The sequence below is a fragment of the Haloarcula salinisoli genome (assembly GCF_019599405.1).
Lineage (GTDB): Archaea > Halobacteriota > Halobacteria > Halobacteriales > Haloarculaceae > Haloarcula > Haloarcula salinisoli.
The window spans coordinates 1,336,092-1,359,102 of sequence record NZ_RKLQ01000001.1 but is presented as its reverse complement, the minus strand read 5'-3'; the positions used below and the strand labels follow the sequence as shown (position 1 = coordinate 1,359,102).

Genomic DNA, 23,011 nt, shown 5'->3' with positions numbered 1-23,011 from the left:
ACGGAGGGGGTTTGAATAGGCATTTTTCTACATTGGGGACGACTCTGTTCCAATTTCCCCCAGACTCTCTTCGGAGTCGGTCTCCCCCGCGCAATCCGGTCCGTACGATTAATCCGGCTCTCGGCCCACGACATGGTATGGAGTCGCTGCACCCGCGAGTCAGGCTGCTGTGGACCGGTCGGACGGCTCTCGGTAGCCTGGTTCTCGTCGGCCTCGTCGTCGTCGCGGACCGACTCGTCCTCTCCTTGCCGGTCGAACTCGCCGTCGCCGGCTGGGTGATTCTGGCCTCGCTGGGCGCCGCCCACGCCGTCTTCGCCCACCGCATCTGGCGGTTCGAGCTGCAGGACGACGCGCTCTTTCTCGTCCGGGGCGTGGTGACACGAACCGACACGTCAGTCCCGTACGTCAGGGTCCAGCACGTCGACACCACGCGCGGCCCTGTCGAGCGAACCGCCGGGCTCGCAAGCGTCGTCATCTACACCGCTGGCTCACGTGGCGCGGATATCACGATGCCGGGGCTGCGACCCGAGCGGGCGACCGAACTGCGCGAACGCCTGCGTGACCTCGCCGGCGAGAGCGAGGCCACGGACGCCGTATGAGACGGCTCCACCCACTCAGTGGCGCCCTGCGCGTCGGCCGCGGGCTGCTCCAGGGCGCCTTCTTCGGCGTCATCGCCGGGACCACGCTGGCCGGGCTCCTCGGCCTCCCCGCGGCAGCCGTCCCGCTGCTAATTCCGGCGCTGGCCCTGGTCCTCGGTGGCTTCGCGATGGCGCGATACTACCGGTTCACGTACGAAATCGAAGGGGATACGCTACGGGTCGAATCGGGCGTTATCGCTCGACAGTCCAGGGAGATACCGCTCGGGCGCATCCAGAACGTGGACAGCAGGCAGGGCGTGGTGAACCGCGTACTCGGGCTCAGCGTCGTGGCCTTCGAGACTGCGGGTGGCGCCACCACCGAGGCGACACTCAACGCCGTCGACGAGGCGGAGGCAGAGCGGTTGCGCCGGCTCGTCCAGCGCCACGGTGAGACAGACAAGAGAGCGGGCGAGGAGACCACGGACGAGACGGTAGTCGAACCGCCTGTCGGGGCCGCCGACGAGCCCACCGACCGGACCGACGAGCGGGCCGGGCGCTCCGACACTGAGGAGCTGTTCAACTTTTCGACCCGGGACCTGCTGACCTACGCACTCGTTTCGGTGCGGCCGGCCGCACCGGTCCTGCTCCTGATCGGGCTGCCACTGGGTATCGACGCCCTGCTGACCGTCGTCCGGTTCAATCTGGGACTGGTCGGTGGGCGGAGTACGGTTTCCCTTCCCGTGCTCGACGCGCTCGGACCGCCACAGCTGGTTGCGCTGGTGGTCTTTACCGCCCTGCAGTTCCTGGTGGCCGCCCTCGTGTTGAGCGTCGTCCTGACGGTCATCGAGTACTACGGCTTTACCCTCGTCCGTGAGGGCGACGACCTGCGCTACGAGCGGGGGTTGCTCCGTCGCTACAGCGGGACCATCCCGCTGTCGAAGGTCCAGACGGTCTCGATACGGGAGAACGTCGTGATGCGCCGGTTCGGACTCGCCACCCTCGTCGTCGAGACGGCGGGCTACAGCGGCGGCAACCGGGAGTCGGGCCAGGGGGTCGCCATCCCGATGGCACCCCGGCCCGTCGTCTACGACCTCGCCCACGACATCGAACCGTTCGGCGACCTCGACTTCGAGCGCGCGCCGACGCGGGCCCGTCGTCGGTACGCCGCCCGGTTTGCAATCGTCGCCGGCGTCGTAACCGCCATCGGGTACGCCGTCGATACGTTCCTGCTCGCCAGTGGCTACTGGTGGCTGTTGCTTGGACTCTTCCTCGTCGTCCCGCCCGCCGCGCACCTCCGGTGGCGACACCGCGGCATCGCGTTGGACGAGGACGTACTGGCGACGCGGACGGGGTTCTGGCGACAGACAACCCGAATCGTCCCGTACTACCGGGTCCAGACGGTGTTCGTCGGCCGCTCGCCGTTCCAGCGCCGGCGCGACCTCGCGACGGTGACGGCGGACACGGCGTCGACGAGCGCCATCGTCGGCGGGTCGGCCCGAGCCTACGACGTGGACGACGAACGCGCCGCACAGCTACGGGACATCCTTCGCGAACGACTCTACAGCGACTTGCTGGCGAGAAAACACGACCGCGACGCCTGACCGACCCCCGCGGTCACCGTGCCCACTCGACCATCCGGCCGTACACCGGGTCGGTCCCGAGCGCGTCGGCGTCGCCGACGAGGACGAGCGCCTTCTTCGCCCGGGTGAGCGCGACGTTGATGCGCCGGTAGTCCTCGAAGATGGGGCCTTCGAGCGTGCCGGTCGCGACGAACGAGACCACGATGACCTCCTTGCTCGACCCCTGGAACCGGTCGACCGTGTCGACTGCCACGTCGGGCAGCCGGCGGTTCAGTTCGGCGACCTGTGCGCGAAACGGCGCGATGACGCCGATATCCTCGGCGGGCACGCCGGCCGCCCGGTAGGCCTCGACCACCTCGGCCACGGCGTCGGCCTCCGCCGGATTGGTGTTGCCGGTCTGGCTACCGTCGGGGTCGACGAAGGCCACGCTGTCGCGCAGATGGGCGGGCAGCCCGTCCATCGTGACGCCGTCGAGGTCGTCGATTCGCTGGGCGGCCACCGCGCCCGTTGCCGGGCGCAACTGGCCGTCGTAGAACTCCCGCGAGGCGAAGGCCTGAATGCGCTGGGCCATCCGGTACTGGCGGTCCAACATAACACCTGCGTCGGGGAACTCCTCGATGAGCCGCTGGAACAGCGACGTCGAGAGCGTCTCGTCGTCTGACTGGACGACTGGTGGGAGCTGCTGGTGGTCGCCGACCAGCACGAACCGGTCCGAGAGCGTCGTCGCCGCGAGCGTCCCCGGCTCGGTCAGCTGGCCGGCCTCGTCGACGACGGCCGCGTCGAAGGACTGGCTCTGCATCGCCGTCCCGCCACAGGTCGCGGTCGTCGCCGCGACCACCTGGGCGTTCTGCAAGGTGGCGGCACACTCGTCGGGGTCGCCGGACTGCTCTAATCGGTACTTCTGCATATCCTCGCGGACCCCGCTCTCGGTGCCGACGCGGACGATGTCGGTGAAGCCCTGCTCTTCGAGGGCCTCGATGGCGTTGTCGACGGCGCGGTTGGTGAACGCGGAGAGGAGGACACGGTCACCCTGTTCGACCAGGGCCCGGACCATCCGCGCCAGCGTGTAGGTCTTCCCGGTGCCGGGCGGCCCGTGGACCAGCGCGAAGTCCTCGGCGCCGACGGCCAGCTGGCAGGCCTCGTTCTGGGCGTCGTTGTTGTCGATGAACGTCTCCTCGACGGGCTCGAATGCGGGCTCGCGCCGGCCAAAGAGCACGTCCTTGCGCTCCGGAGGCTGGGTGAGCAAGGCGTCGTGGAGCGCGTTCTGGAGCCGGTCGGTCGTGATTTCGGAGGGGTAGACGTCGAGCCGCCGCAGGTCGAGTGGCTCGTCGGTCGTCACGACGATTTCGCCGTCACTCAACCGCTGGACCCGCCCCAGCTCGGCGTCGCCGTTGACGGGGTCGCCGTCGCTCGCCATCACGTAGTCGCCCTCGCGAATCTTCGAGACGGCGCCGGTGCCTTTCGCACGGAGCTCCCACTGGCCGCCGTCGAGTTCGGTGCGGCCAGTCGGCTCCAGGTCCACGAGCGCGCGGTCGTCGTCGGCCCGTTCCTCGGGGGTCTGTTCCCAGAGCTTGGCGTACTCGCGGTGGACGGCGCGCCGTTCGGCCTCGATAGCCCGGTAGAACTGCTCGAAGTACTCGCGTTCCTCGTCGGGGATTGCGACGCCGACCTGGCCGGCTTTTGACTCCTGGTCCAGCCGGCCCGAGACGGCCATGCAGGTGTCCTGCTCGAAGCAGTACTCGCACTTGGCGTTGGCCTCGTACCCCGTCGGTACGCCCGTCTCGTGTTCCATCGCCGCGATGGCGTTGCGAGTCCTGATGACGTATTTCAGCAGCCCGGCGCCGATGGAGAACTCTTTGGCCGGCGAGAGGTCGCCGCTCTCCTCGGTGCGCTCGACGGCAGCGTTCTTCGTATACAGCAAGGTTCCGGTGTCGGGCGCCGCGTCGATGGGCGTCTGTGTCGCGCCGCCGTCGCCGGCCATCACCGCGCTCGCGTCAAGCGACTTTGCCGCCCGCTCGCCCAGCATCAGCGCGTAGGCGGTCGCCTGAATCTTGTCCTGGAAGCGCGGTTCGCGTTTGGTGTTCTTCCCGGTCTTGAGTTCGACCGGCATCCCCCGGCGGACGGCGTCGGCCCGTCCCTTCATCCCGTAGCGCTCGGAGATGAGCGTCATCTCGGAGCGCCACTGGTCTTTCTCCGTGAGAGTGCCCTGATTCAGCCACCCTTCGATGGCTTTCGCGTGGTCGCGGACGTCGCCTGCCACGCCGTCGGCGGTCCGACCCAGCAGTCCGATGTCCAGCCCGGCCTCGTGGACCTGGTCCTCGATGGCGTCCTCCACGTCTCGCCCGCGCAGCAGGTCCCCGAACACCTCGTGGACGACGGTCCCCTTGACGAGCGGGTAGGCGAGTTCGGCCCCGTCCAGCTTTCGGAGGTAGTACATCCGGGGACACTGCACCCACGCCCGAATGTCGGTCACGTCGACGAGGAAGGATGGCTCGACGACGATAGTCGAGTCGCCGCCGACGGAGTACTGGGTCTCGCCCTGGTACTGGCGCTCGTCGGGGTCGTAGACGGCCAGTTCCATCCCGGCGTCGAGATACTCGGCGGTCTCGGTCCACTTGCCCCACAGCGTCACGGTCGTCGGCTCGCCGGCGCCCCTATCGGGTCGCAGCGTCACCTCGCAGAGTTCGCTCTCGCCGTAGTCCGTGGTGACGGTCTTTGGGTCCTCGACGTCGACGACGACACCGCGCAATTGCACGGCCATAGCCACGAGCGGGGTCGGAAAAACGCTGTCGGTCACCGGCTGACCGCGTCGGTCAGTGCTGGTGAGAGACGCTGCCAAACCACGTCAAGTGGCAGTGTCCGGGCGGTCTCCCGTGACACACTTCGAACGGGCCCGGAACGAGAGTCACCAGTGCGAAGCGGGCCAGCGACCCCAGATAGAGGGCGATTGCCGCGAGTATCAGCGTCCGTAGAGAGATGCCGTAGAACTGCACTGGCGGATTCGCCGGGGTCTCGTCCTCGTCACTCCCCATCGCCGTGTGCGTACTCCCGCAGCGTCTCCAGGGAGACGTCTTCGAGGACGTCCTCGCTCGTGGCCTCGAGGACGACCGGCGGTGCGGTATCGGCCTCGTGGGCCTCTATCCAGCGGGGGACACAGAGACACCAGCGGTCGCCCGGTTCGAGGCCGGGAAACTCCAGTTCCGGGCGGGGTGTCACGAGGTCGTTGCCCTGCGCTTTGCTGTACTGCAGGAACTCCTCGGTCATCACGGCACAGATCTCGTGGCGACCGGGGTCGCGCTGCAGCGGGTAACAGTAGCCGTCCCGCATGAACCCCGTCGTTGGGTCCATCGAGCAGGCGATAAGCTCCTCACCGAGAACGTTGGTCTCGCTTTCCATGGTTGCCTTCCAGGTCGGCGAGGCAAAACCGTTGGGCCGGACGACTACTCGTCGTCCGTGAACAGGTCGTTTAGCTCGGCGTCGGTGGTGTCGTCGGGCTGGTCGGCAGGGGTGTCGTCGGGCTGGTCGGCAGGGGTGTCGTCGGGCTGGTCGGCAGGGGTGTCGTCGGGCTGGTCGGCAGGGGTGTCGTCGGGCTGGTCGGCAGGGGTGTCGTCGGGCTGGTCGGCTGGGGTGTCGGTGACCGGTTGGGCCTGCTCGTCCTGTCCGTCGTCCCGCTGGTTTCCTGGCGCCGGTTGGCTGTCGGCCTGCTCGACGGCCGTCTTCGGACGGCTCCCGTCACCGTCGTCGCTCACCCCATTGGGGGCGAGCTGTTCGGCCCCGCCCTCGACACTCGCCTCCCCGTTGGCCGAGACGGACGGTGCGTCCGGCGAGACGGCGGGCACGTCCACGCTGTCGAGCACCGACTGGACGATGTCGTCGGGGTCGACGTTCTCGACGGTGGCTTCGGTCGTCAGGATGAGCCGATGGCTCATCGTCGCCCGGGCCATCCGCTTTACGTCTTCCGGCGTGGCGTACTCGCGACCGTCGATGACGGCGCTTGCCCGCACCGCCTCGAACACACGCTGGACCCCGCGGGGAGAGACGCCGATCTCCGTGCGGTCGTCCGCCCGTGTCGCCCGGGCGAGGTCGACGATGTAGCGGCGCACCTTCTCGTCGACCCGGATGTCCTCCGCCAGCTCCTGCAGTTCGAGCACCGTCTCGGGGGTCACGACCGGGTCGACACTGGGCGCGAGAGTCCGTCGATTGGCCCGCATCTCCAGCAGCCCCATCTCCCCGTCGACGTCGGGATACCCCATCGAGGTCTTGACGCTGAAGCGGTCCCGCTGGGCTTCGGGCAGGCGGAAGGTCCCCTCCTGCTCGACCGGGTTCTGCGTCGCGATGACGACGAACGGCTCGGGGAGGTCGTGGGTCGTCCCGTCGATACTGACCTGGCGCTCCTCCATCGACTCAAGCAGGGCGGCCTGGGTCTTCGGCGGCGCGCGGTTGATTTCGTCGGCCAGCGCGACGTTCGTGAAGACGGGGCCCTCTGCGAACTCGAAGTTCCCCTCGTGCTCGTTGTAGATGTTCGAGCCGGTGACGTCAGCCGGTAGGAGGTCCGGCGTGAACTGGATGCGCGTGAACGTGAGGCCGAGTGACTCCGCGAGGACGCGGGCCAGGACGGTCTTGCCGGTCCCCGGGACGTCCTCGACGAGGACGTGACCGCGAGCGATGATGCCCGCCAGTGTCTCGTACAGGACGCGCCGCTCGACGACCACGGCCTCCTCCACCCTGTCGACGATGTCCCGACAGCGCCCGGCGGCCGCCTCGGGCGTCAGGCTCGATTCGTTCATACCGGTGAATCGGCCGCCGCTCTCATGAAAGTGTGTCATCCGCGAGCGAGTCGCTATCCGGCCCTGCCGGGTTTTTTCTGCTCCAGTGGCGCGGATAGAACGCGATTACCCCCGCAGCCCGACGGCCACCAGCACGACGCCGAGGACCGCCAGCCCCATCGTGGTGGGCGACCCGATCCCCGACCCGACCGACCGACGCGCGAGGTCTATCACGGTCAGCCCGGCGACGGCGACCAGCCCGATGCCGACCGCGACGACGCCGTGGTACAGCTCCAGTCGACGCGTCTCCGGGATGTGCCCCAGTTCGGCGGTGACGCTCAGTCCGAACGTCCCCACGTCCCAGGTGACGAGCGCGCCCGTCACTGCAGCGAAGACGAACAGTGACGGGAACCCGTACATGGCGCCGCCCAGTCCCATCGCGACCAGCCCGGCCGCGACGACTGCCGGCGAGGCGGCTCGGCCGGGGAGCATCCCGGTGGCGAAGCCAATCACGACACCCACGAGGCCAAGGTAAACGAGCAGCGGGAGCACCGGGACGAGGTAGAAGAACGCGACGCCAATGTAGCCCAGCCGGAGGAAGGTAGGGATAGAAGCCAGCAAGGCGACGGAGTAACAGACCGCTGCGACGGCCGCTCCGACCGTCCGGGTCGAGAGGTTCTCGAAGCCCGCGGTCGCCCGGCGGGTCACCCAGGCAAGTACCGCCATAATCAGGGCCAGCGTGGCGACCGAGGCCAGCGGAATCGCGGTCAGCCGGGTCAGCACGACTATCGGCCCGCCGACGAACGGCACCGACAGGAGTGGCTGTATCGTCCCGGTCACCAGGCCCAGGAAGCCGACGACGACGGCAATACCAGCGACCGCCGTCAGCCGGAGCAATGTGGATTTGAGCCGTCTATAGCGCGCTCTCGCGGCGTCCCGGCGGTGGACCGGCGTCAGTTCGATGGCTGGGAACGCCCGGACCGCGACGTAGAGGCAGAAGGCTGCGATGGCGAGCAGTCCGAACAGGCCGAAAAAGGAAACGACCGAACCGGCCCCTCGCGTGAGCGACAGCACTACCCCTCGGCCGAGAAGGCCGAGGCCGACGAAGACACCCAGGACGACAAGCCACACGACGAACAGCAGGTACGAGAGCCCGCTTTCGACGAGCGTCGTCCTGACCGTCGACCGGTCGAAGGCGTCGTTCCAGCCGGCGGCCACGCCGAACATCGCGGCCAGGGCCCCGACCGCGAGCGCGGCGACCCCCGGAGTCGCCAGGCCCAGCAGGCCGCTGGCGCCGACCAGCGCGGAGAGGACCACGGCCGACGGGAGAAAGAGGAGGTGGCCAAGCACTGTGGACTGCAGGCGGTCCCGGGACAGCAGCGCCATCCCGGCCGACATGAACCCGACGAACAGCGCGAACGAGGTGAACATGAGCGGCTTGCCGACGAGGTAGCCGGCGGCGGCGAGCACCGCGACGACGACGACGGCGATGACAGTCAGGCTGGCCCCTCGCGGTCGGCCCTCGTCACCGACGGCGGACGGATTGTCCAGGCGCGTCCCTCCGATGGCCATTCAGCCCCCACCTCCCGCGCGGACGCTGTCGCCGGCCCGGTGGGCCTCGACGGCGAAGGTCGCTTCGAGGATGGTCGGCAGCGGCGTCCCGCGCCGCCAGTCGATGGTCCGGGCCCCGCCGGCCTGACAGCGGGCCAGCCGGGTCCGGCGCTGGACCTGTTCGTACTGGCCACTGACCGTGTTCGACGCCACGATATCGGGCGAGAGCACTGTTCGTGACTGGCCGGACCCGGACCACTGCTCGACCATCGCGACCGGCGCGTCGTCGAGCAGCGGCGAGACCAGCACGAACTGGGCCGCCCGCCCGACCAGGCCGCCGAGTTTGCGGGCCTGCCGGGTCGGGTCTCGCCCGCTCGCCGGGGCCGCGTCGATGGCCTCGCCAAGCACCGCGATGGCCCGCGAGCGCTGTTCGCTCCCGCTGCCCGGCGGCAGCCACACCAGCCCGCCCGGCCCGTCACCGTCGACGCCGACGACGGCGACGGCGACGTCGTGGCCGGCGCCCAGCAGTGTGTTGAGGCCCCGCGTCGCGGCGTACGCGCCCAGTTCGACAGCCGTCGGGCGGCCCGGCCCGGCGGCCACCCGCGCGGCCTTCCTGGCGTCCAGCACGAACACGACCGTCGCCGAGACCTGCCGGTCGTAGTTGATGGTCGAGAGTTCTCCCTGCTTGGCGTAGCCACGCCAGTCGATGCGGCCGGCTGGGTCGCCGTGGCGGTACTCCCGGGTCGAGTGGAAGGTGAGCCCGTCGCCGGGCGAGTCCGTCGTGAGCCGTCCTACACGTTTGTCGCCGACGTCTGACAGCGGCGGCGCGTCGGCGTCCAGCCGGCAGACCAGTCGCGTGTCACCCGCTGGCGTTCGGTCGGCCGTCGCCACGGCCCCCGCGCCGGAGCCCCGGACCCGCAGACGGGCCGGCGGGAAGTCGAACTCGCCGCGGCGAGCCACGACCAGATAGGAGAGCGTCAGCGTCTCACCGGGTTCGAGCGTCTGCCCGCCTCTCGGCGTTCCTTTCATCACTGCGAGGTCCTCGGGAACGGGGTCGACCACGCGCAGGTCCGAGACCGTCCGCTCACCGTCGTTGGTCACGGCGAGGGTGACGGTCACCGGGTGGCCCGGCGGTGCGACGCGCGGGTCGAGCTGCCGGGTGACGGTGAGGGTCTCCGGCACCGAGGCCGTCGACACCGAGCCGTAGGCCACGTAGGCCAGCGGAATCGTCGCAGCCAGCAGCAGGGTCCCGTTCCCCTCGATACCGCCGACAAAGCCCAGCAGGACGGTCGCGACCACCGCGCCGCGCCAGCGGACCCGCCGGGCCATCAGTCGTCACCTCCCGAGCGCTCGCCCGGCCACGCGACAGCGTTGTCCTCGCCCTCCTCGCCGGTTCTCCGTGTGTCACTGTCCGCGGTCGACCCGTCCCTCTCGCGCTCCGGTGTCGCGTCGGTGTCGTCCGGGGCCGCCGAGTCCCCGTCGGGGCCGTCTTTCTCGTATTCGGGGGAACCCACCGACGCGCCCCCTTCGACGGCCCGCCGCAGGCTCCCGTCGGTGGCCCGCTTGAGGTCGTCGAGCGTCGGTTCGACCACGGGCATCGGCCGGGGGGCCTGCTGGCCGACGACCGGCGGCAGCGACCCGTCGGCCGCCCGGGCGACGGCCCCGACGGCGCGGGCCGTCCGGTGACGGACCGCGTTCCCGGGGAAGAGCCACGCCCAGACCCGCCGTCGGAGCGACCGTTCCGGAGGGACGACTGACTCGTCGAGGACGGCCGCGGCGACGGGGTCGTCGGTCCAGGACCCGTCGGCGAGCGCCGCCTCGATACGGTCCCGTTCCCAGCCGCCCCGGCGCAGTGCCGCGACGAGGGTCTCCCGAAGCGGTGTTCTGACCGTCGCCAGCCCCGCCTGTACGGTGTCCTGGCGGGCGTCGCTCGCGGCCGTCTCGATGACGTCAGACAGCGCGGTCCCCGAGATGGGGTCCGTCTTCCGCGTCGATTCCGGCGGCTCCGCTACGATGGCGCCGCCCTCGCTCCAGGGAGCGTCGGCGAACTCCCCGCCGCCCGGCGAGCGCACGAGCTTCCAGAGCGCCAGGCCGAATACCAGCAACCCACCGACCACGGCGATCCAGCTCGGTATCCTGGTGGCGGGGTCGCTGGACAGCAGGCCAAAGCCAGCGCCCAGCAGGACCAGCAACGTCCCGAGGCCGACCAGCACGATTGTGAGCCGTCTCATTCTCGCTCCTCCTCGTCTGCATCGTGGGCGCGCTCAATTTCGTCGAGGGCTGTCCGGGCCTTGGACTGTCGCTCCTCCTCGGGCCGGCCCCCGTACTCGACGTCGCGAAACGCCTCGGTCAGCGTCTCGACCGGTCCACGGGGCAGTCCGCGCTCGACCGCCGCCCGCGACACCTCGGCGGGCGTCTTCGTCTGCCAGGTCCCCGGCAGGACCCAGCTCGCGAGCCGTCGCCACAGGGCCCGCAGCGGCGCCACCGCCACGTCGTCGGTCGACCGGTCGGAGCCGGCCGTAACCGATTCGTCGGCATCGTCGACCGCCGGGGACGCCGACTCCCGGCGGCTGAGCCACCAGCCCAGGCCGGCCAGGAGGACCACTGCAACGGCGGCCAGGAAGCCGGGCCCACCGAAGGCGTAGGTGGCGGCGGCGACGAGAGCCACGGCTCCGACCACTGCGGCGACGCCACCCAGCGGGAGCGAGCGCAGCCAGGCCCCGATGCTGGCGGGGACCGAACGGAGCCAGGCGGCCAGCCGCGCCGCGAGCCCCGAGAGCGAGGTCGGCAACGTTCGCAGCCACGCCGCGAGTCGCTGGGCGCCCGCCCGGGCCCAGTCCACCAGCGATTCGAGGGCTTCGACGACCCACAATACGGCGCGACTGCACCACTGGAGGAACGCGCCGACTAACCCGACAGTCGTCGCACCGCCCGAGGAGAGGGCCCGTCGATAGCGATAGAGCGCGACGAGCAAGATTGCAACCGCCCCGACAGCCAGCCCGAGACGCCTGCCGAGGACGTAGCCGACAAACAGCGTCCAGACGCCGGCCCACACGTACGCGAGCCGTTGGGCGGCTCCCCAACCGCGCCATCGGGCGGTAACCGCCGTCGTAACTGCTGTGAGAAATGCCAGCAACAGTGTCAGACTGGCGGTGAGCCAGTAGGCCAGCCACAGCGGGGCAGTAGCAGACTGCGGGCCGACGGTGGCCGTTACCGCCCCACTGACCGACAGCGGCAGCCCGAACGAGGCCGTCCCGTTCGGCCCGGTGGTCCCCAGGCGCTGTCCGTCGAGGGTCACCGAGGCGTTCTCGACGGGGTCGCCACCACGTGTCACCACGACGGTCGCTCGCTGCCCGGGGACGACCGGTCGCGGCACGAAGCGAACCGAGAGCCGCGGGATGGTGATGGTCGTGTTGCCGCGTATCTCGCCGCGACTGACTGTCACCTCGATTCGGTCCCTGTCCGGCACTGTCAACTCGTACCGGCCGTTCTCGTCTGTCCGCCCGACCTGGGTGCCGTCGACCGCCACGCTCGCGTTCGGCATCGCCACCCCCGCGACCGTGGCGGTGAGAGTGACTGTCGACCCCGCGACCGGGTCGCCGTTGACGCGAATGGTGACGTTGCTCGGAAGGTCGTACTGGCTGGAGTTGTTGACGCCTCCTCGGGCGTTGGACTGGCTGGTCTGGTCGGTTCGGACCGCGGCGTCGTTACCGGTGACACCGATTGCTGGGTCGGCCCCGGCGCCCCCCAGACCGACCGCGGCGGCCGCCCCACTACCGATAGCCGACTCGGCCCCCGATCCGTTCCCCCGGCGCGGGAACCGACACGGCTCGTCGGTCGGAGACTCCACCGTAACGTCCAGTTCTGTCACGAACGGAACGGTCCCGGTCACTGCGCCACTGTCGTCTGTGCGACCGACGAACCGATTGTTGAACCAGACCCGAACGCCGGCCGACGGCTGGGTGTCGACCGTCACGCGCACTGTGGTCTGGGTCCCCGGCTTCGGTGTCCCACTCACGATTGCTACACACCCCGTCTGTGGGGGCTCGGGCGGGGGTGTTCGGTCGACGGGCCGTTGCGTGTCGTTGGCGTCGGTCGGCCACTGGGTGTCGTTAGCGTCGGTCGGCCACCGGGTGTCGTTGGCATCGCCCGGACGGCGAGTCCCGTTCTCGTCGACGACGTACCGCGTTCCGTTCGCCTCCTCGACGTATCGCGTTCCGTTCGCCTCCTCGACGTATCGCGTTCCGTTCGCCTCCTCGACGTACCGCGTTCCGTTCTCTTCGGCGACCCATCTGGTCCCGTTCCGGTCGCTGACCCAGCGAGTCCCGTTCTCCTCGACGATGTATCGCGTCCCGTTCTCCTCGACGACGTACCGCGTCCCGTTTTTCTCGGCGACCCACTGGGTCCCGTTTCGGTCTCTGACCCACCGCGTCCCGTTCTCCTCGACGACCCACTGCGTGCCGTTGCGCTCTGCGACCCGACGGGTGCCGTTCTCCTCGGAGACCCACCGCGTCCCGTTGTTCTCGACGACCCTGCGGGGGCCTTCGTCGTCGCTGACCCACCGCGTGCCGTTCTCTTCGATACGCCACCGGGTGCCGTCGTCGTCGGTGACCCAGCGAGTGTCGTTCTCCTCGGCGCCACGGCGGCGCTCGCCATCAGTACGCCGCGAGCGCTCGCCGTCGACGGTTCTGGGCGCTACTGTGCCGATCTCGCCCCGCTCATCGGCATCGCCCTCACCCTCACCTTCACCCTCACCCTCGCCCTCGCCCTCACCATCGCCCTCGCCGGGGCCGCCACCGCCGAGACCGCCCGCGTCGACGACGGGTGCGAGAAACGCGGCCGCTATCAACCCGAATATACAGATGCCGACCAGGAGAAGCTGGCGGCTGTCGACGCCGCTGTCACCGCCGTCGCCGCCTGTAGTTCCCACGCGTAGACCCCTCTGATTCGGTAGTCGGTGTTACATATCACTGGCAACGGCACCGTAATCAATCCCCGGCATCTGCTGACCGATGGCTTCATTCTGGCCGGGACCCAAGGCCGGCGTATGCGCGTCCGCGACTGGCAGGACATCATCGAAGACGTGATGGACAGCAACGCTGACCCCGGCGGGTGGCGTGCCGTCGGGGGCGACCGCGCGGGGGGTATCGGCGAGGACATGTACATCGGCCACCCCTCCGCGGGGGTGTACCAGCTGAAGACCTACGCGAAGAACCCGATGTCGGTCCAGGGCGTCGGGTCCCAGGTCGCCCGGAAGATAGACGACGACATCGACCCGCTGTTTCCAGACGAGGGCACCGGCGTCTTCGGGGTGCAACGGGGGCCGGAAGACGAGGACGACGCGAAGGAGAAGGCCAAGAACCTCGAGACGGTGCTGGAAACCCACGCCGACGCGCCGACGACGCCGCGAGCGCTTATCGAGGATATGCTCGACGCCATGGACTCGCCCGCCTACGGCCCCATGGAGTACGACCAGTACGACCGCCCCGACCGGATGGACGAGCTGACCGACACCTTCGAGGAGGCCCAACAGCTGCTGGAGGCGGAGTTCGAGGACGTCATCGATGAAGACGTCGAGCGGGGATTCTACTGATGGGTGCCCGCTGATGGTCGGCCCATCGATAACGAAGGCGGACCGCGAGAAGTTCCTCGTCCGGCTGAAGGTCGGCTTCGCGCTGCTCGTCGGCGTCTCGATGACGCTGGTGGCACTCTGGGGGTCCAGTGGCCCGCTGGTCGCGCTGGGTGTCGGCGTCGCCGCGACGCTCGTCGGCGGCGCCCTCGCGGAGTTTACCTTCCCCGACAGCATCGCTGAGACGCCATACGAGGACGACCGGGAACGCGGTCCGAAACCCGGCAAGAAGTTACAAGAGCGCCGTGAGGAACAGTCGGCACAGCGAGAAGAGCGAGCGACCGACCGGAACGGCCAGCGATAACGAGAGCCGTCAGTCCAGCACGCGCTCGACCCACATACGGGGCGTCTCTATCTCGTCGTCGGTCGGCAACGTCTCCGGCGAGTCCCAGACCCGACCCGCGGCGGCGACGCCCCGCATATCGGCGACCTCGTCGAAGAAGGCCTTGCCGCGTTCGTACTGCTGGCGTTTCATACCGAGACCGAGGAACCGTCGGACGAGCTGGGCGACCGGACCACGGCCTTTCCGCCGCTCGTCGACCTTCCGGCGGAGGTCGTCGTACTCGTCGTCGAAGGCGCGGTCCATGAGCAGCTCGGCGTACCCCTCGACGGCGGTCATCGTGGTGTCGAGTTCGCCCAGCGAGTCCCGGTCCAGCTCACCGCTGGAGAGTTTCTCGATTGTCTCCTCCATCGTCTCCTCCATGTGCTCCGAGAGCCACGGCGCGGCACCGAACTCGGCGGCGTGGGTCACCTCGTGGAACGCGATCCAGCGGCGAAAGCGGTCGCCCTCGACGCCGAGCTGACCGGCGACGCGCTGGATGTTCGGCCGGACGAAGTACAGCGCGTGGTCGTCGTTGTCCGCGAGCAAGAGCGGGTCGTACTGGCCAAGGACGTTGTTCCCGAGGAACGAGAGCGCAAAGGCCATCGAGCCGGTGTTGACGACCCGGGCGACGCCCGGGATGTACTCGGCCTGCTGTTCGATGGGCGCCATCACGCGCTCGAAGGTCGCGACGTTGGCGTCGATCCAGTGGTGGCGGTTCTGAATCTCGACGGTCGCCGGCAGGTCGAAGTCGAGTTCGCCGACCTCACGGACCCGGTCGCGCGCGTCGCGGACGTCCGTGGTGAACCCCTCTGTCTCGGCGTCCGAGAGCGTGAGGTCGCCGGGCTCCGTCGACTCCTTGGCGGCCTCGGCGACCGCATTCCAGTCTATCGGTCCGTCACCCGTCGCTCCGGCGACGGCGCGGACACTGTGATATAATCCCATACACGGTAAACGGTTCGGGGCGTGATATGCCTTCTCCTGGCGCTTACGCTTCCGCCTCGATACCGGTCGTCTCGTCGTCGCCGCCGACCTCGATACCGGTCCCCTCGTCGTCGCCGCCCAGCTTCTTCGCGGCCACGGCCGCGACCACGAGCCCGACCAGTGCCAGGACCGCGAACAGGCCCAGCGGGGCGCCGCCGGAGTCACTCTCGTCTGCTTCTGCGTCGTCGCTGCCCCCGACACCGGGGGCGTTGGCCGTGAACTCCGAGCCGTCGAGGTGCAGTTCGAATATCGTAATGTCAACCATACTGACACATCGGGCGCTTGACTCTTAGTGGTTGTGCTATCGTAGCCATTGAAAAATCAAAACACACCCGACCGCACTGCAGTCGTGCGGTCGGTGTGTGAACCGTTTCAATTGTTACGATACCCGGATATTCATGACCGGGGGTGGCCAAAGCGGGGTATGGACGAACGACGACGGCAGCTACTGGAAGACCTGCTCTCGACGCCCGGCCCGTCGGGCTACGAGGCAAACAGCCAGCGGGTGTGGGTCGACTACGTGAGCGAGTTCGCCGACGAGGTTCGAACGGACGACTACGGCAACGCCGTCGCGACGCTCTCGGGGGGCGACACCGAGGTCGCACTGGCTGGCCACGGGGACGAGATCGGCTTCATCGTCCGCGACCTGACCGACGACGGCCACGTGCGCATGGGCCGCATCGGTGGCTCGGACAAGACCGTCTCGCGAGGCCAACACGTCACGATTCACACCGCCGACGGCCCCGTTGACGGCGTGGTCGGCCAGACGGCTATCCACCTGCGTGAGGCCGACGACGATGGCGTTCCAGACGTCGCCGAACAGCACGTCGACGTGGGTGCGACCGACGGCGACGAGCTCGCCGAGCTGGTCGACCGCGGCGACCCCATCACGTTCCAGCAGACGATTACTGAACTCGAGAACGGGCGGCTCTCGGCCCGCGGGATGGACAACCGCATCGGCATCTGGGCGGCCGCCGAGGGGCTGCGACGCGCGGCCGAGCAGGACGTCGAGGCGACCGTCCACGCCGTCTCGACGGTCCAGGAGGAGGTCGGGCTCCAGGGGGCGAAGATGGTCGGCTTCGACCTGGACCCCGACGTCGCTATCGCCGCGGACGTGACCCACGCGACGGACTCGCCGGACTCGCCGGGCAAACGCTCGACCGGCGTCGAACTCGGGGAGGGCCCGGTCGTCTCACGGGGCAGCACCAACCATCCTGTCGTCGTCGAGGCGCTGCGGGCGACCGGCGAGGAGGCCGACATCGACGTGCAGCTGCAGGCGACCGGCATCCGGACCGGCACCGACGCCGACGCCTTCTACACCTCCCGAGGCGGCATCCCGTCGGTCAACGTCGGGCTCCCGAATCGGTACATGCACACGCCCGTCGAGGTCATCGACGAGGCAGATCTGGACGCCATGGCGGACCTGCTTGCGGGGTTTGCCGTCCGCGCCGACGAGCACGCCCCATTCGAAGTCGACGTGTAAGTCGACCTTACCACCGGTAGCGGAGTTATAACCAACGGCGTGGGGCCCGACGGGTCATGCATGCTCGCCGCTCGCTGTCGGCGGATTGTGCGACGGATTCTGCTGGGACGGGGCCCTGTTTCGTAGCATGGAGTGGCCAGACTCCAGGAGCCGCCTCGCGTGGTGGATGGTCGCGCTCGCCCTCGGAGCCATCACCGGGTGGGTCGTGCTCACTTACATCGGAACGTTCGTGCTCGGCCTCTTCCTGTACTACGTGGCCCGGCCGGCCTACCGCCGGTTCAGGCCGCAGTTCAGGCCGTCCATCGCGGCGGCGACAGCGCTCCTCGTACTCGCGGTCCCAGTCGTCCTGCTGATGGCCTACACCCTCGCCATCGCGACCCAGGAACTGGCACGGCTCCAGCGGACCGTGGACCTGGGGCCACTGACCGACCAGGTAGAACCGTACGTGAACGTCTCGGAGGTGGTCCAAGACCCGGCCACGTTGCTGCAGAACCCGGACCTTCTCAACGCCGGTCAGCTGGTCGCCGAGGGGGCGCTGGGGTATATCCCCATCGTCGGTACCGCGCTCATCAACGTTTTCATCGCGCTCGCCGTCGCCTTCTACTTGCTCCGTGACGACGACCGTCTCGGCCGATGGGTCAGGGAGACGTTCGACGACCAGCAGGAGTTCCTGACGGTCTATCTGCGGGAGGTAGACGAGGACCTCAGCAGCGTCTTCTTCGGCAACATCCTCAACGCCATCGCCATCGCCGTCGTGGCCGCGTTCGTCTACACGGTTTTGAACGTCTTCGCGCCCGCCGAACCGATTCCCTATCCCGCGTTGATAGCCGTGCTGGCGGGCGCCGCGAGTCTGATCCCCGTTGTCGGGATGAAACTCGTCTACGTGCCCCTCGCCATCGGCCTGTTCGCGCGGGCCGTCCTGATGGGGAATCCGCTGTGGTTCCCGACGGTCTTCGTCGCCGCGACCGTCGTCTTCGTGGACTTCATCCCGGACCTCGTCCTCCGACCGTACGTCTCGGGACGGAACCTCCACGTGGGACTGGTCATGATCGCGTACATCATCGGACCGCTGCTGTTTGGCTGGTACGGGCTCTTCCTGGGCCCGCTCTTGCTCGTGGTCATCTACCACTTCGCACGGCTGGTCCTCCCAGTGTTAATCGACGGCGACGGCGTCGAAGCCATACCGGCGCCGACAGCACGGGACCTGGAGAAACGCGCGGAATCCGAGGGGAGCGCCGAACACGACGACGCCGACGACGGTGTCGACAGCGACCCCGCCTAACAGTCGGATGTTCGGTGTTTGACCAATTCCCGCCCGACAAGCGGTACGTTTAAGCGCCAGTCACGATGCCAACCGAACATGAGTGGACGACCGCTGGACGTGCTCGAAGCGTCGCTCGGCGAGGCCGTCACTGTACAGCTAAAGGGCGGCGAGATATTCGAGGGCACGCTGACTGGCTACGACCAGCACATGAATCTCGTAATTGAAGACGAAGACACAACGATTATACGCGGCGATAACGTCGTGTCCATCAACCCATGACTGGTGCAGGAACCCCGAGCCAGGGCAAGAAGAACACCACGACACATACGAAATGTCGACGGTGTGGCAACAAATCGTATCACACAAAAAAGAAAGTCTGTTCGTCGTGTGGCTTCGGTAAATCGGCGAAACGACGTGACTACGAGTGGCAGTCGAAAGCCGGCGAATAACTCATCACCATGCACGAGAAGTGCGGCGTTGTTGGTATTGCACTCGAAGACCGAGACGCCGCCCGGCCCCTCTACTACTCTCTGTACGCCCTCCAGCACCGCGGCCAGGAGTCCGCCGGTATCGTCACCCACGACGGCTTCCAGCAGCACAGCCACGTCGAGATGGGACTGGTCGGCGACGCCTTCGAACCAGGCGACCTCGAGTCGCTGAACGGCTCGAACGGCATCGGCCACGTCCGCTACCCCACGGCGGGCAGCGTCAACGCCTGCTGTGCCCAGCCCTTCTCCGTCTCGTTCAAATCCGGCTCGCTGGGCCTCTCGCACAACGGGAACCTCGTCAACGCCGAGGAAATCGGCGACGAGCTGGCCGACCTCGGCCACGCCTTCACGAGCGACGGTGACACCGAGGTCATCGCCCACGACCTCGCCCGCAACCTGCTGGAGGAGGACCTCGTCCGCGCGGTCAAGCGGACGATGGAGCGCATCCACGGCTCGTACTCGCTGACCATCATGCACGACGAGACCGTGATGGGCGTCCGCGACCCGCAGGGCAACCGCCCGCTGGTCATCGGCGAACTCGAGGACGGCTACGTGCTCACCTCCGAATCGGCCGCTATCGACACGCTCGACGGGGAGCTGATTCGGGACGTTCGCCCCGGTGAACTCGTCGTCCTCCACGACGACGGCACCGGCTACGACACCTACCAGCTCATCGAGCAGGAGAACACGGCCCACTGTTTCTTCGAACACGTCTACTTCGCGCGACCGGACTCCACCATCGACGGGAGTCTGGTCTACGAGGTGCGACGCGAACTGGGCCGCAAGCTCTGGGAGGAATCGGGCGTCGAGTCCGACGTCGTCCTCCCGGTGCCCGACTCCGGGCGCGCCTTCGCCTCGGGCTACGCCGAGGCCGCCCAGGACGACGGGTCGGACATCGAGTTCGCAGAGGGCCTGATGAAAAACCGCTATGTCGGCCGCACGTTCATCATGCCGACCCAGGACGAGCGCGAACGCGCCGTCCGTCTGAAGCTCAACCCCATCAAATCGACCATCGAGGGGAAGAAAGTCACCATCATCGACGACTCCATCGTCCGTGGGACTACCTCGAACCAGCTCGTCCAGCTGCTCAAAGACGCCGGCGCCGAGGAAGTCAACGTCCGCATCGGCGCCCCGCCGATTATCGCCCCCTGTTACATGGGTATCGACATGGCTTCCCGGGACGAGCTCATCGCGGGCGACCAGTCCGTTGACGAGATTTGCGAAGAGATAGGTGCCGACTCACTGTCCTATCTCTCTATCGACGCCATCGCCGAGACGCTGGAGGCCAGCAAGGCCGACCTCTGTCTGGGCTGTGTCACAGGGGAGTACCCCTACGACATCGAGGGCGAGGAGACCGACCGCGACGTCGTCCGCCCCGATATCAGCGGGCAACCGAAGCCCGCGGACGACTAGATCGGGGTTTCACTCCCGTATTTTCGCCGCCACGAACCACCAGCGGTCGCAGCATCCGACAGTGGTTTCTGTCCTGTCATACATTTAACGTGTATGCACGTACGACAGACCGACCGAACCGCCAGAGAGGGCCGACCGTGACCGACGACGACACCGAGTTCGACGCGACCGACCAGGAGGCTCGAGAAGTCGGCCAGACGGCCGCCACGGACGCCGAGGAGTTCCTCTCTGTGATGCCACACTACTACCGGGGGGAAGTATCGACGAGTGGGAGCCTCCTGTCGCGGCTCGACCTGACCATCGATTGGGCCATCGTCCTCGTCACTGCCGTTCTCGCGCTGGCGTTTCAGGGCGGCGACGTCGCCGCGTATCTCCTGCTCATCGGAATACTGGGTGTCACGCTGTTCCTCTTTTTCGACGTCCGGCGCTATCGGGCCTTCGACGCGAGTCGGGCCCGTATCCGCGTCCTGGAGGAGAACCTCTTCGCGAACTCACTGGACCCCGATGCGGCACCCATGGCGGAGTGGCGACGGGAACTCGCAGCCGACCTCCGGACGCCGACATTTAAAGTGTCCTACTGGGAGGCACTCTCCCGACGGCTCCGAAAGGTCTACTACCCGCTGTACGTCCTTCTGGGCGTCGCGTGGGCGTTCCGAATCTCGCTGTACACGCCCGAGCAGTCGTGGGTCGAGACCGCTTCGATTCCGGGCCTCGCCGGTGAGCTCGTCCTCGTCACTGTCGCGGTCTTCTTTCTCGTGGTGACTGCCATCACGTTCTGGCCACAGGAGCGCGAGGCGCGTGGCGAGTACCACGGTGACGTATCCGGGAAGTGGAAGCGCTGACGCGTCTCACTCACCAGATCAGATATAGCATGAGGTAGACGACGATGCCCAGTGAGAACGAAATCAGCCACAGCGTCGCCGCCACCTTTCCCGCACGCGGGTGGTTTGTCCGCGAGAGCTCCGAGACAGGGTAGCTCGCAGCCAGCAAGAGGGTGTAGTAGACTGCGGGGATGGCGACGATAGCGAGCAGGATGTGGATGGCCAGCAGCGGGAAGTAGACGTACGTCTCGACGACGGCCGGCCCGGCAAAGTCCGTCGGGCCCAGCAAGGTGACACGATAGAGGTACAGGACGAGAAACGCCACGAACAGGCCGAAGGTGGCGACCATCAGTCGGCGGTGGCGCTCGACGTCACCGCGACGAATCGCCCGGATACCGGCGACGATGGTCCCGATGGCGGCGGCGCTGATGACGGCATTGACCGTCGGAATGGCTCCGAGGACCGAATCCGGGACGCGGGGCAGCAGTGCGCTCGGGATGGCCCCGCCGACCGCACCGAAGACAAGTGCCAGCGAGACGACCGTCAAGACGCCGGTGAGTGCGGGGACCTGCTCGCGTACGTCGAACATAGCTGTCGGTTAGCGATACCGGATAATGTGGGTTGTGAACTCCGCCTACCACAGGAGGTGCAACATCGCGTAGATGACGAGCCCGGAGCCAAACGTCAGGAGCCAGCACGCCGCCGCCACCCGGCCCGCCCTGGCGTGGCCGGTCGCTGGCAGTGCCCCACGGGGGGTCGTCACGCCGACGAGGAGCGCGTAGTACACTGCGGGGAAGGTAAGCAACGCGACCACCGCATGGCTGACCAGCAGCGGGAGATAGAGATAGGTCTCGACGACCGCTGGGCCCGCAAAGGCCGTGGGACCGACGACCGCCAGCCGGTAGAAGTCGACGGTCAGGAAGAGCCCGAACAGCAGAAAGCTGACCACCATCAGCGTCCGGTGGCGGTCGATATTGCCCGCCCGTATGGCCCGGAGCCCCCCGAGAATCGTCCCGATGGCGACAGCGCTGACGGTGGCGATAGCGTGGGGTATCACAGCCATAACCGCCGTCGGGGCGCGCGGGAACAGCGTCGACGGTACGGCCCCCGCTATCACGACCAGCACGATAGCGAACGAGACCGCTGTCAGGGCCCCGGTGAGCTGGGGCACGTGGTGGCGCGCCTGCTGCATATTAAAATACTCCGCCCGGCTCAGTAAAATCAATTGTGTGGGAGAGGACCCCACACAGAGAGTACCGGGTTCAGGCCGGTCGAGCGACCGAGGCGGCGGTGGCGTTCCCGCTGTCGGTCGCCGTCCCCGCGGTGGGTGTGGTCGTCGTGTTCCCTGCCTCGGACTCGCGCTGGTCGTCGAGCCAGGAATCGTACGCAGACTGGTTCAAGACGACGACGTCGGCCTGCATCCGCGCGTGGCCCGAACCACACAGTTCCGCACAGTAGAGCCGGTAAGTACCGGTCTCAGTGGCCTGGGTCCGTGCGACCGTCTCCTGACCTGGGAATATGTCCTGTTTGACGCCAAAATCCGGTATGTAAAACGAGTGTATCACGTCACTCGACCGCAGCCGGAACGTGACGTCGGTGTTGTTCGGCAGGTAGAGCGTCTCGCTCGTGGTCACGTTCGAATCGGGGTAGCTAAACTCGTACCCCCACTGGTAGGTCAGCACGTCGACTTCCATGTCGTCGCTCATGTCCCCGCCGTCGGTGGCACCGGCCGCGGCCGGCGAGATGTAGGGGTTCGCCAGCACGAAAAAGCCAGAGACGCCGACGAACACGAGGATAGCGCCGGTCGCTGCGGTCCAGGTGACCTCCAGCGCCGGGTCGTCGACGGTCGGTCTGGGGTCGTCGTTGTTGTGGAACCGATAGATGGCGTAGACGAGCATCAGTTCCACGAACAGCGTCAGCGGCAGCGCGACGTAGAGTAGCTGTTCGTTGAGCTCGTCGATGGCCGCCCGGTTTACCGACTGGGCGGCCGCGGGCGTGCTGAACACCACCACACCGAGGGTGAGAACGCAGAGCCAGGACAGGGCGCGACTGAGACGCATTGGAGACAACTTACGGCGGGGGTATCAAATAGCTTGGCCAGTTGCGCCCGGCTGTCAGCCCGCCACATACCGACC

23 protein-coding genes are annotated in these 23,011 nt (G+C 67.8%); 10 read left to right on the top strand and 13 right to left on the bottom strand.

From position 1 onward, the window contains the following. The first annotated feature begins 137 nt into the window (after positions 1 to 137). Both EGD98_RS07050 and EGD98_RS07045 read left to right on the top strand, forming a co-directional pair. Positions 138 to 599: a PH domain-containing protein gene (locus EGD98_RS07050; RefSeq protein WP_220587634.1), complete on the top strand. Its 462-nt coding sequence runs from the start codon at positions 138 to 140 to the stop codon at positions 597 to 599. Continuing rightward, positions 596 to 2,179, top strand: a complete 1,584-nt coding sequence (locus tag EGD98_RS07045; protein ID WP_220587633.1) for a PH domain-containing protein — start codon at positions 596 to 598, stop codon at positions 2,177 to 2,179. The genes EGD98_RS07050 and EGD98_RS07045 overlap by 4 nt, the downstream gene beginning before the upstream one ends. A 13-nt stretch (positions 2,180 to 2,192) precedes the next feature. Here EGD98_RS07045 and EGD98_RS07040 read toward each other — a convergent pair whose 3' ends face one another. The 8 genes from EGD98_RS07040 to EGD98_RS07005 form a co-directional block, all read right to left on the bottom strand. Continuing rightward, positions 2,193 to 4,919 carry an AAA domain-containing protein gene (locus EGD98_RS07040; RefSeq protein ID WP_220587632.1) on the bottom strand — a complete coding sequence of 909 codons (2,727 nt, stop codon included), beginning with the start codon at positions 4,917 to 4,919 and terminating at the stop codon, positions 2,193 to 2,195. A 52-nt stretch (positions 4,920 to 4,971) separates the two neighbouring features. Continuing rightward, positions 4,972 to 5,190, bottom strand: coding sequence for a hypothetical protein (locus EGD98_RS07035; protein ID WP_220587631.1), 219 nt, complete (start codon positions 5,188 to 5,190; stop codon positions 4,972 to 4,974). Beyond that, complete coding sequence (locus EGD98_RS07030; RefSeq protein WP_220587630.1) at positions 5,180 to 5,554, bottom strand: DUF2237 family protein; 375 nt, start codon at positions 5,552 to 5,554, stop codon at positions 5,180 to 5,182. Before EGD98_RS07030 ends, EGD98_RS07035 begins: the two co-directional genes overlap by 11 nt. A 44-nt stretch (positions 5,555 to 5,598) precedes the next feature. Then, positions 5,599 to 6,945, bottom strand: a complete 1,347-nt coding sequence (locus EGD98_RS07025; RefSeq protein WP_220587629.1) for an AAA family ATPase — start codon at positions 6,943 to 6,945, stop codon at positions 5,599 to 5,601. 105 nt (positions 6,946 to 7,050) lie between these two features. Further along, complete coding sequence (locus tag EGD98_RS07020) at positions 7,051 to 8,496, bottom strand: DUF7519 family protein (protein ID WP_220587628.1); 1,446 nt, start codon at positions 8,494 to 8,496, stop codon at positions 7,051 to 7,053. Then, positions 8,497 to 9,804, bottom strand: a complete 1,308-nt coding sequence (locus tag EGD98_RS07015; RefSeq protein WP_220587627.1) for a DUF58 domain-containing protein — start codon at positions 9,802 to 9,804, stop codon at positions 8,497 to 8,499. It abuts the gene before it with no gap. After that, on the bottom strand, positions 9,804 to 10,706 hold the full coding sequence (locus EGD98_RS07010; protein WP_220587626.1) for a DUF7269 family protein: 903 nt from the start codon (positions 10,704 to 10,706) through the stop codon (positions 9,804 to 9,806). The genes EGD98_RS07015 and EGD98_RS07010 overlap by 1 nt, the downstream gene beginning before the upstream one ends. Continuing rightward, a complete protein-coding gene (locus tag EGD98_RS07005; RefSeq protein ID WP_220587625.1) occupies positions 10,703 to 13,405 on the bottom strand; it encodes a DUF4129 domain-containing protein in 2,703 nt (900 codons plus the stop codon). The genes EGD98_RS07010 and EGD98_RS07005 overlap by 4 nt, the downstream gene beginning before the upstream one ends. Positions 13,406 to 13,522: 117 nt before the next feature. On the opposite strand from EGD98_RS07005, the gene EGD98_RS07000 reads away from it, so the two are divergent. Both EGD98_RS07000 and EGD98_RS06995 read left to right on the top strand, forming a co-directional pair. Continuing rightward, positions 13,523 to 14,068 (top strand): hypothetical protein, encoded by a 546-nt coding sequence (locus EGD98_RS07000; protein WP_220587624.1) that lies wholly within the window; start codon positions 13,523 to 13,525, stop codon positions 14,066 to 14,068. After that, positions 14,040 to 14,408: a hypothetical protein gene (locus EGD98_RS06995; protein WP_236039236.1), complete on the top strand. Its 369-nt coding sequence runs from the start codon at positions 14,040 to 14,042 to the stop codon at positions 14,406 to 14,408. Before EGD98_RS07000 ends, EGD98_RS06995 begins: the two co-directional genes overlap by 29 nt. A gap of 9 nt (positions 14,409 to 14,417) precedes the next feature. Here the strand turns inward: EGD98_RS06995 and EGD98_RS06990 are convergent, their stop codons facing one another. Both EGD98_RS06990 and EGD98_RS06985 read right to left on the bottom strand, forming a co-directional pair. Further along, complete coding sequence (locus EGD98_RS06990) at positions 14,418 to 15,368, bottom strand: zinc-dependent metalloprotease (protein WP_220587623.1); 951 nt, start codon at positions 15,366 to 15,368, stop codon at positions 14,418 to 14,420. Positions 15,369 to 15,411: 43 nt separating this feature from the next. Further along, entirely contained in the window at positions 15,412 to 15,672 is a 261-nt protein-coding gene (locus tag EGD98_RS06985; RefSeq protein WP_220587622.1) for a hypothetical protein, read from the bottom strand. A gap of 159 nt (positions 15,673 to 15,831) precedes the next feature. Here EGD98_RS06985 and EGD98_RS06980 point away from each other — a divergent pair, with 159 nt between their 5' ends. The 6 genes from EGD98_RS06980 to EGD98_RS06955 all read left to right on the top strand — a co-directional run bounded on the left by EGD98_RS06980 (position 15,832) and on the right by EGD98_RS06955 (position 20,897). Continuing rightward, complete coding sequence (locus EGD98_RS06980; protein ID WP_220587621.1) at positions 15,832 to 16,890, top strand: M20/M25/M40 family metallo-hydrolase; 1,059 nt, start codon at positions 15,832 to 15,834, stop codon at positions 16,888 to 16,890. A gap of 127 nt (positions 16,891 to 17,017) precedes the next feature. Beyond that, positions 17,018 to 18,172, top strand: coding sequence for an AI-2E family transporter (locus EGD98_RS06975; protein ID WP_220587620.1), 1,155 nt, complete (start codon positions 17,018 to 17,020; stop codon positions 18,170 to 18,172). Between the two features lie 78 nt (positions 18,173 to 18,250). Then, positions 18,251 to 18,433, top strand: coding sequence for an LSM domain-containing protein (locus EGD98_RS06970; RefSeq protein ID WP_220587619.1), 183 nt, complete (start codon positions 18,251 to 18,253; stop codon positions 18,431 to 18,433). Beyond that, on the top strand, positions 18,430 to 18,603 hold the full coding sequence (locus EGD98_RS06965; protein ID WP_220587618.1) for a 50S ribosomal protein L37e: 174 nt from the start codon (positions 18,430 to 18,432) through the stop codon (positions 18,601 to 18,603). The genes EGD98_RS06970 and EGD98_RS06965 overlap by 4 nt, the downstream gene beginning before the upstream one ends. A gap of 9 nt (positions 18,604 to 18,612) precedes the next feature. Next, positions 18,613 to 20,055 (top strand): amidophosphoribosyltransferase, encoded by a 1,443-nt coding sequence (gene purF, locus EGD98_RS06960; protein WP_220587617.1) that lies wholly within the window; start codon positions 18,613 to 18,615, stop codon positions 20,053 to 20,055. Between the two features lie 137 nt (positions 20,056 to 20,192). After that, positions 20,193 to 20,897 carry a DUF2270 domain-containing protein gene (locus EGD98_RS06955; protein WP_220587616.1) on the top strand — a complete coding sequence of 235 codons (705 nt, stop codon included), beginning with the start codon at positions 20,193 to 20,195 and terminating at the stop codon, positions 20,895 to 20,897. Between the two features lie 10 nt (positions 20,898 to 20,907). Here EGD98_RS06955 and EGD98_RS06950 read toward each other — a convergent pair whose 3' ends face one another. From EGD98_RS06950 to coxB, 3 genes are all read right to left on the bottom strand, one after another. After that, positions 20,908 to 21,465: a DUF420 domain-containing protein gene (locus EGD98_RS06950; RefSeq protein ID WP_220587615.1), complete on the bottom strand. Its 558-nt coding sequence runs from the start codon at positions 21,463 to 21,465 to the stop codon at positions 20,908 to 20,910. Between the two features lie 45 nt (positions 21,466 to 21,510). Then, complete coding sequence (locus EGD98_RS06945) at positions 21,511 to 22,068, bottom strand: DUF420 domain-containing protein (RefSeq protein WP_220587614.1); 558 nt, start codon at positions 22,066 to 22,068, stop codon at positions 21,511 to 21,513. A gap of 70 nt (positions 22,069 to 22,138) precedes the next feature. After that, entirely contained in the window at positions 22,139 to 22,936 is a 798-nt protein-coding gene (coxB, locus tag EGD98_RS06940) for a cytochrome c oxidase subunit II (protein ID WP_220587613.1), read from the bottom strand. Positions 22,937 to 23,011: the final 75 nt, after the last annotated feature.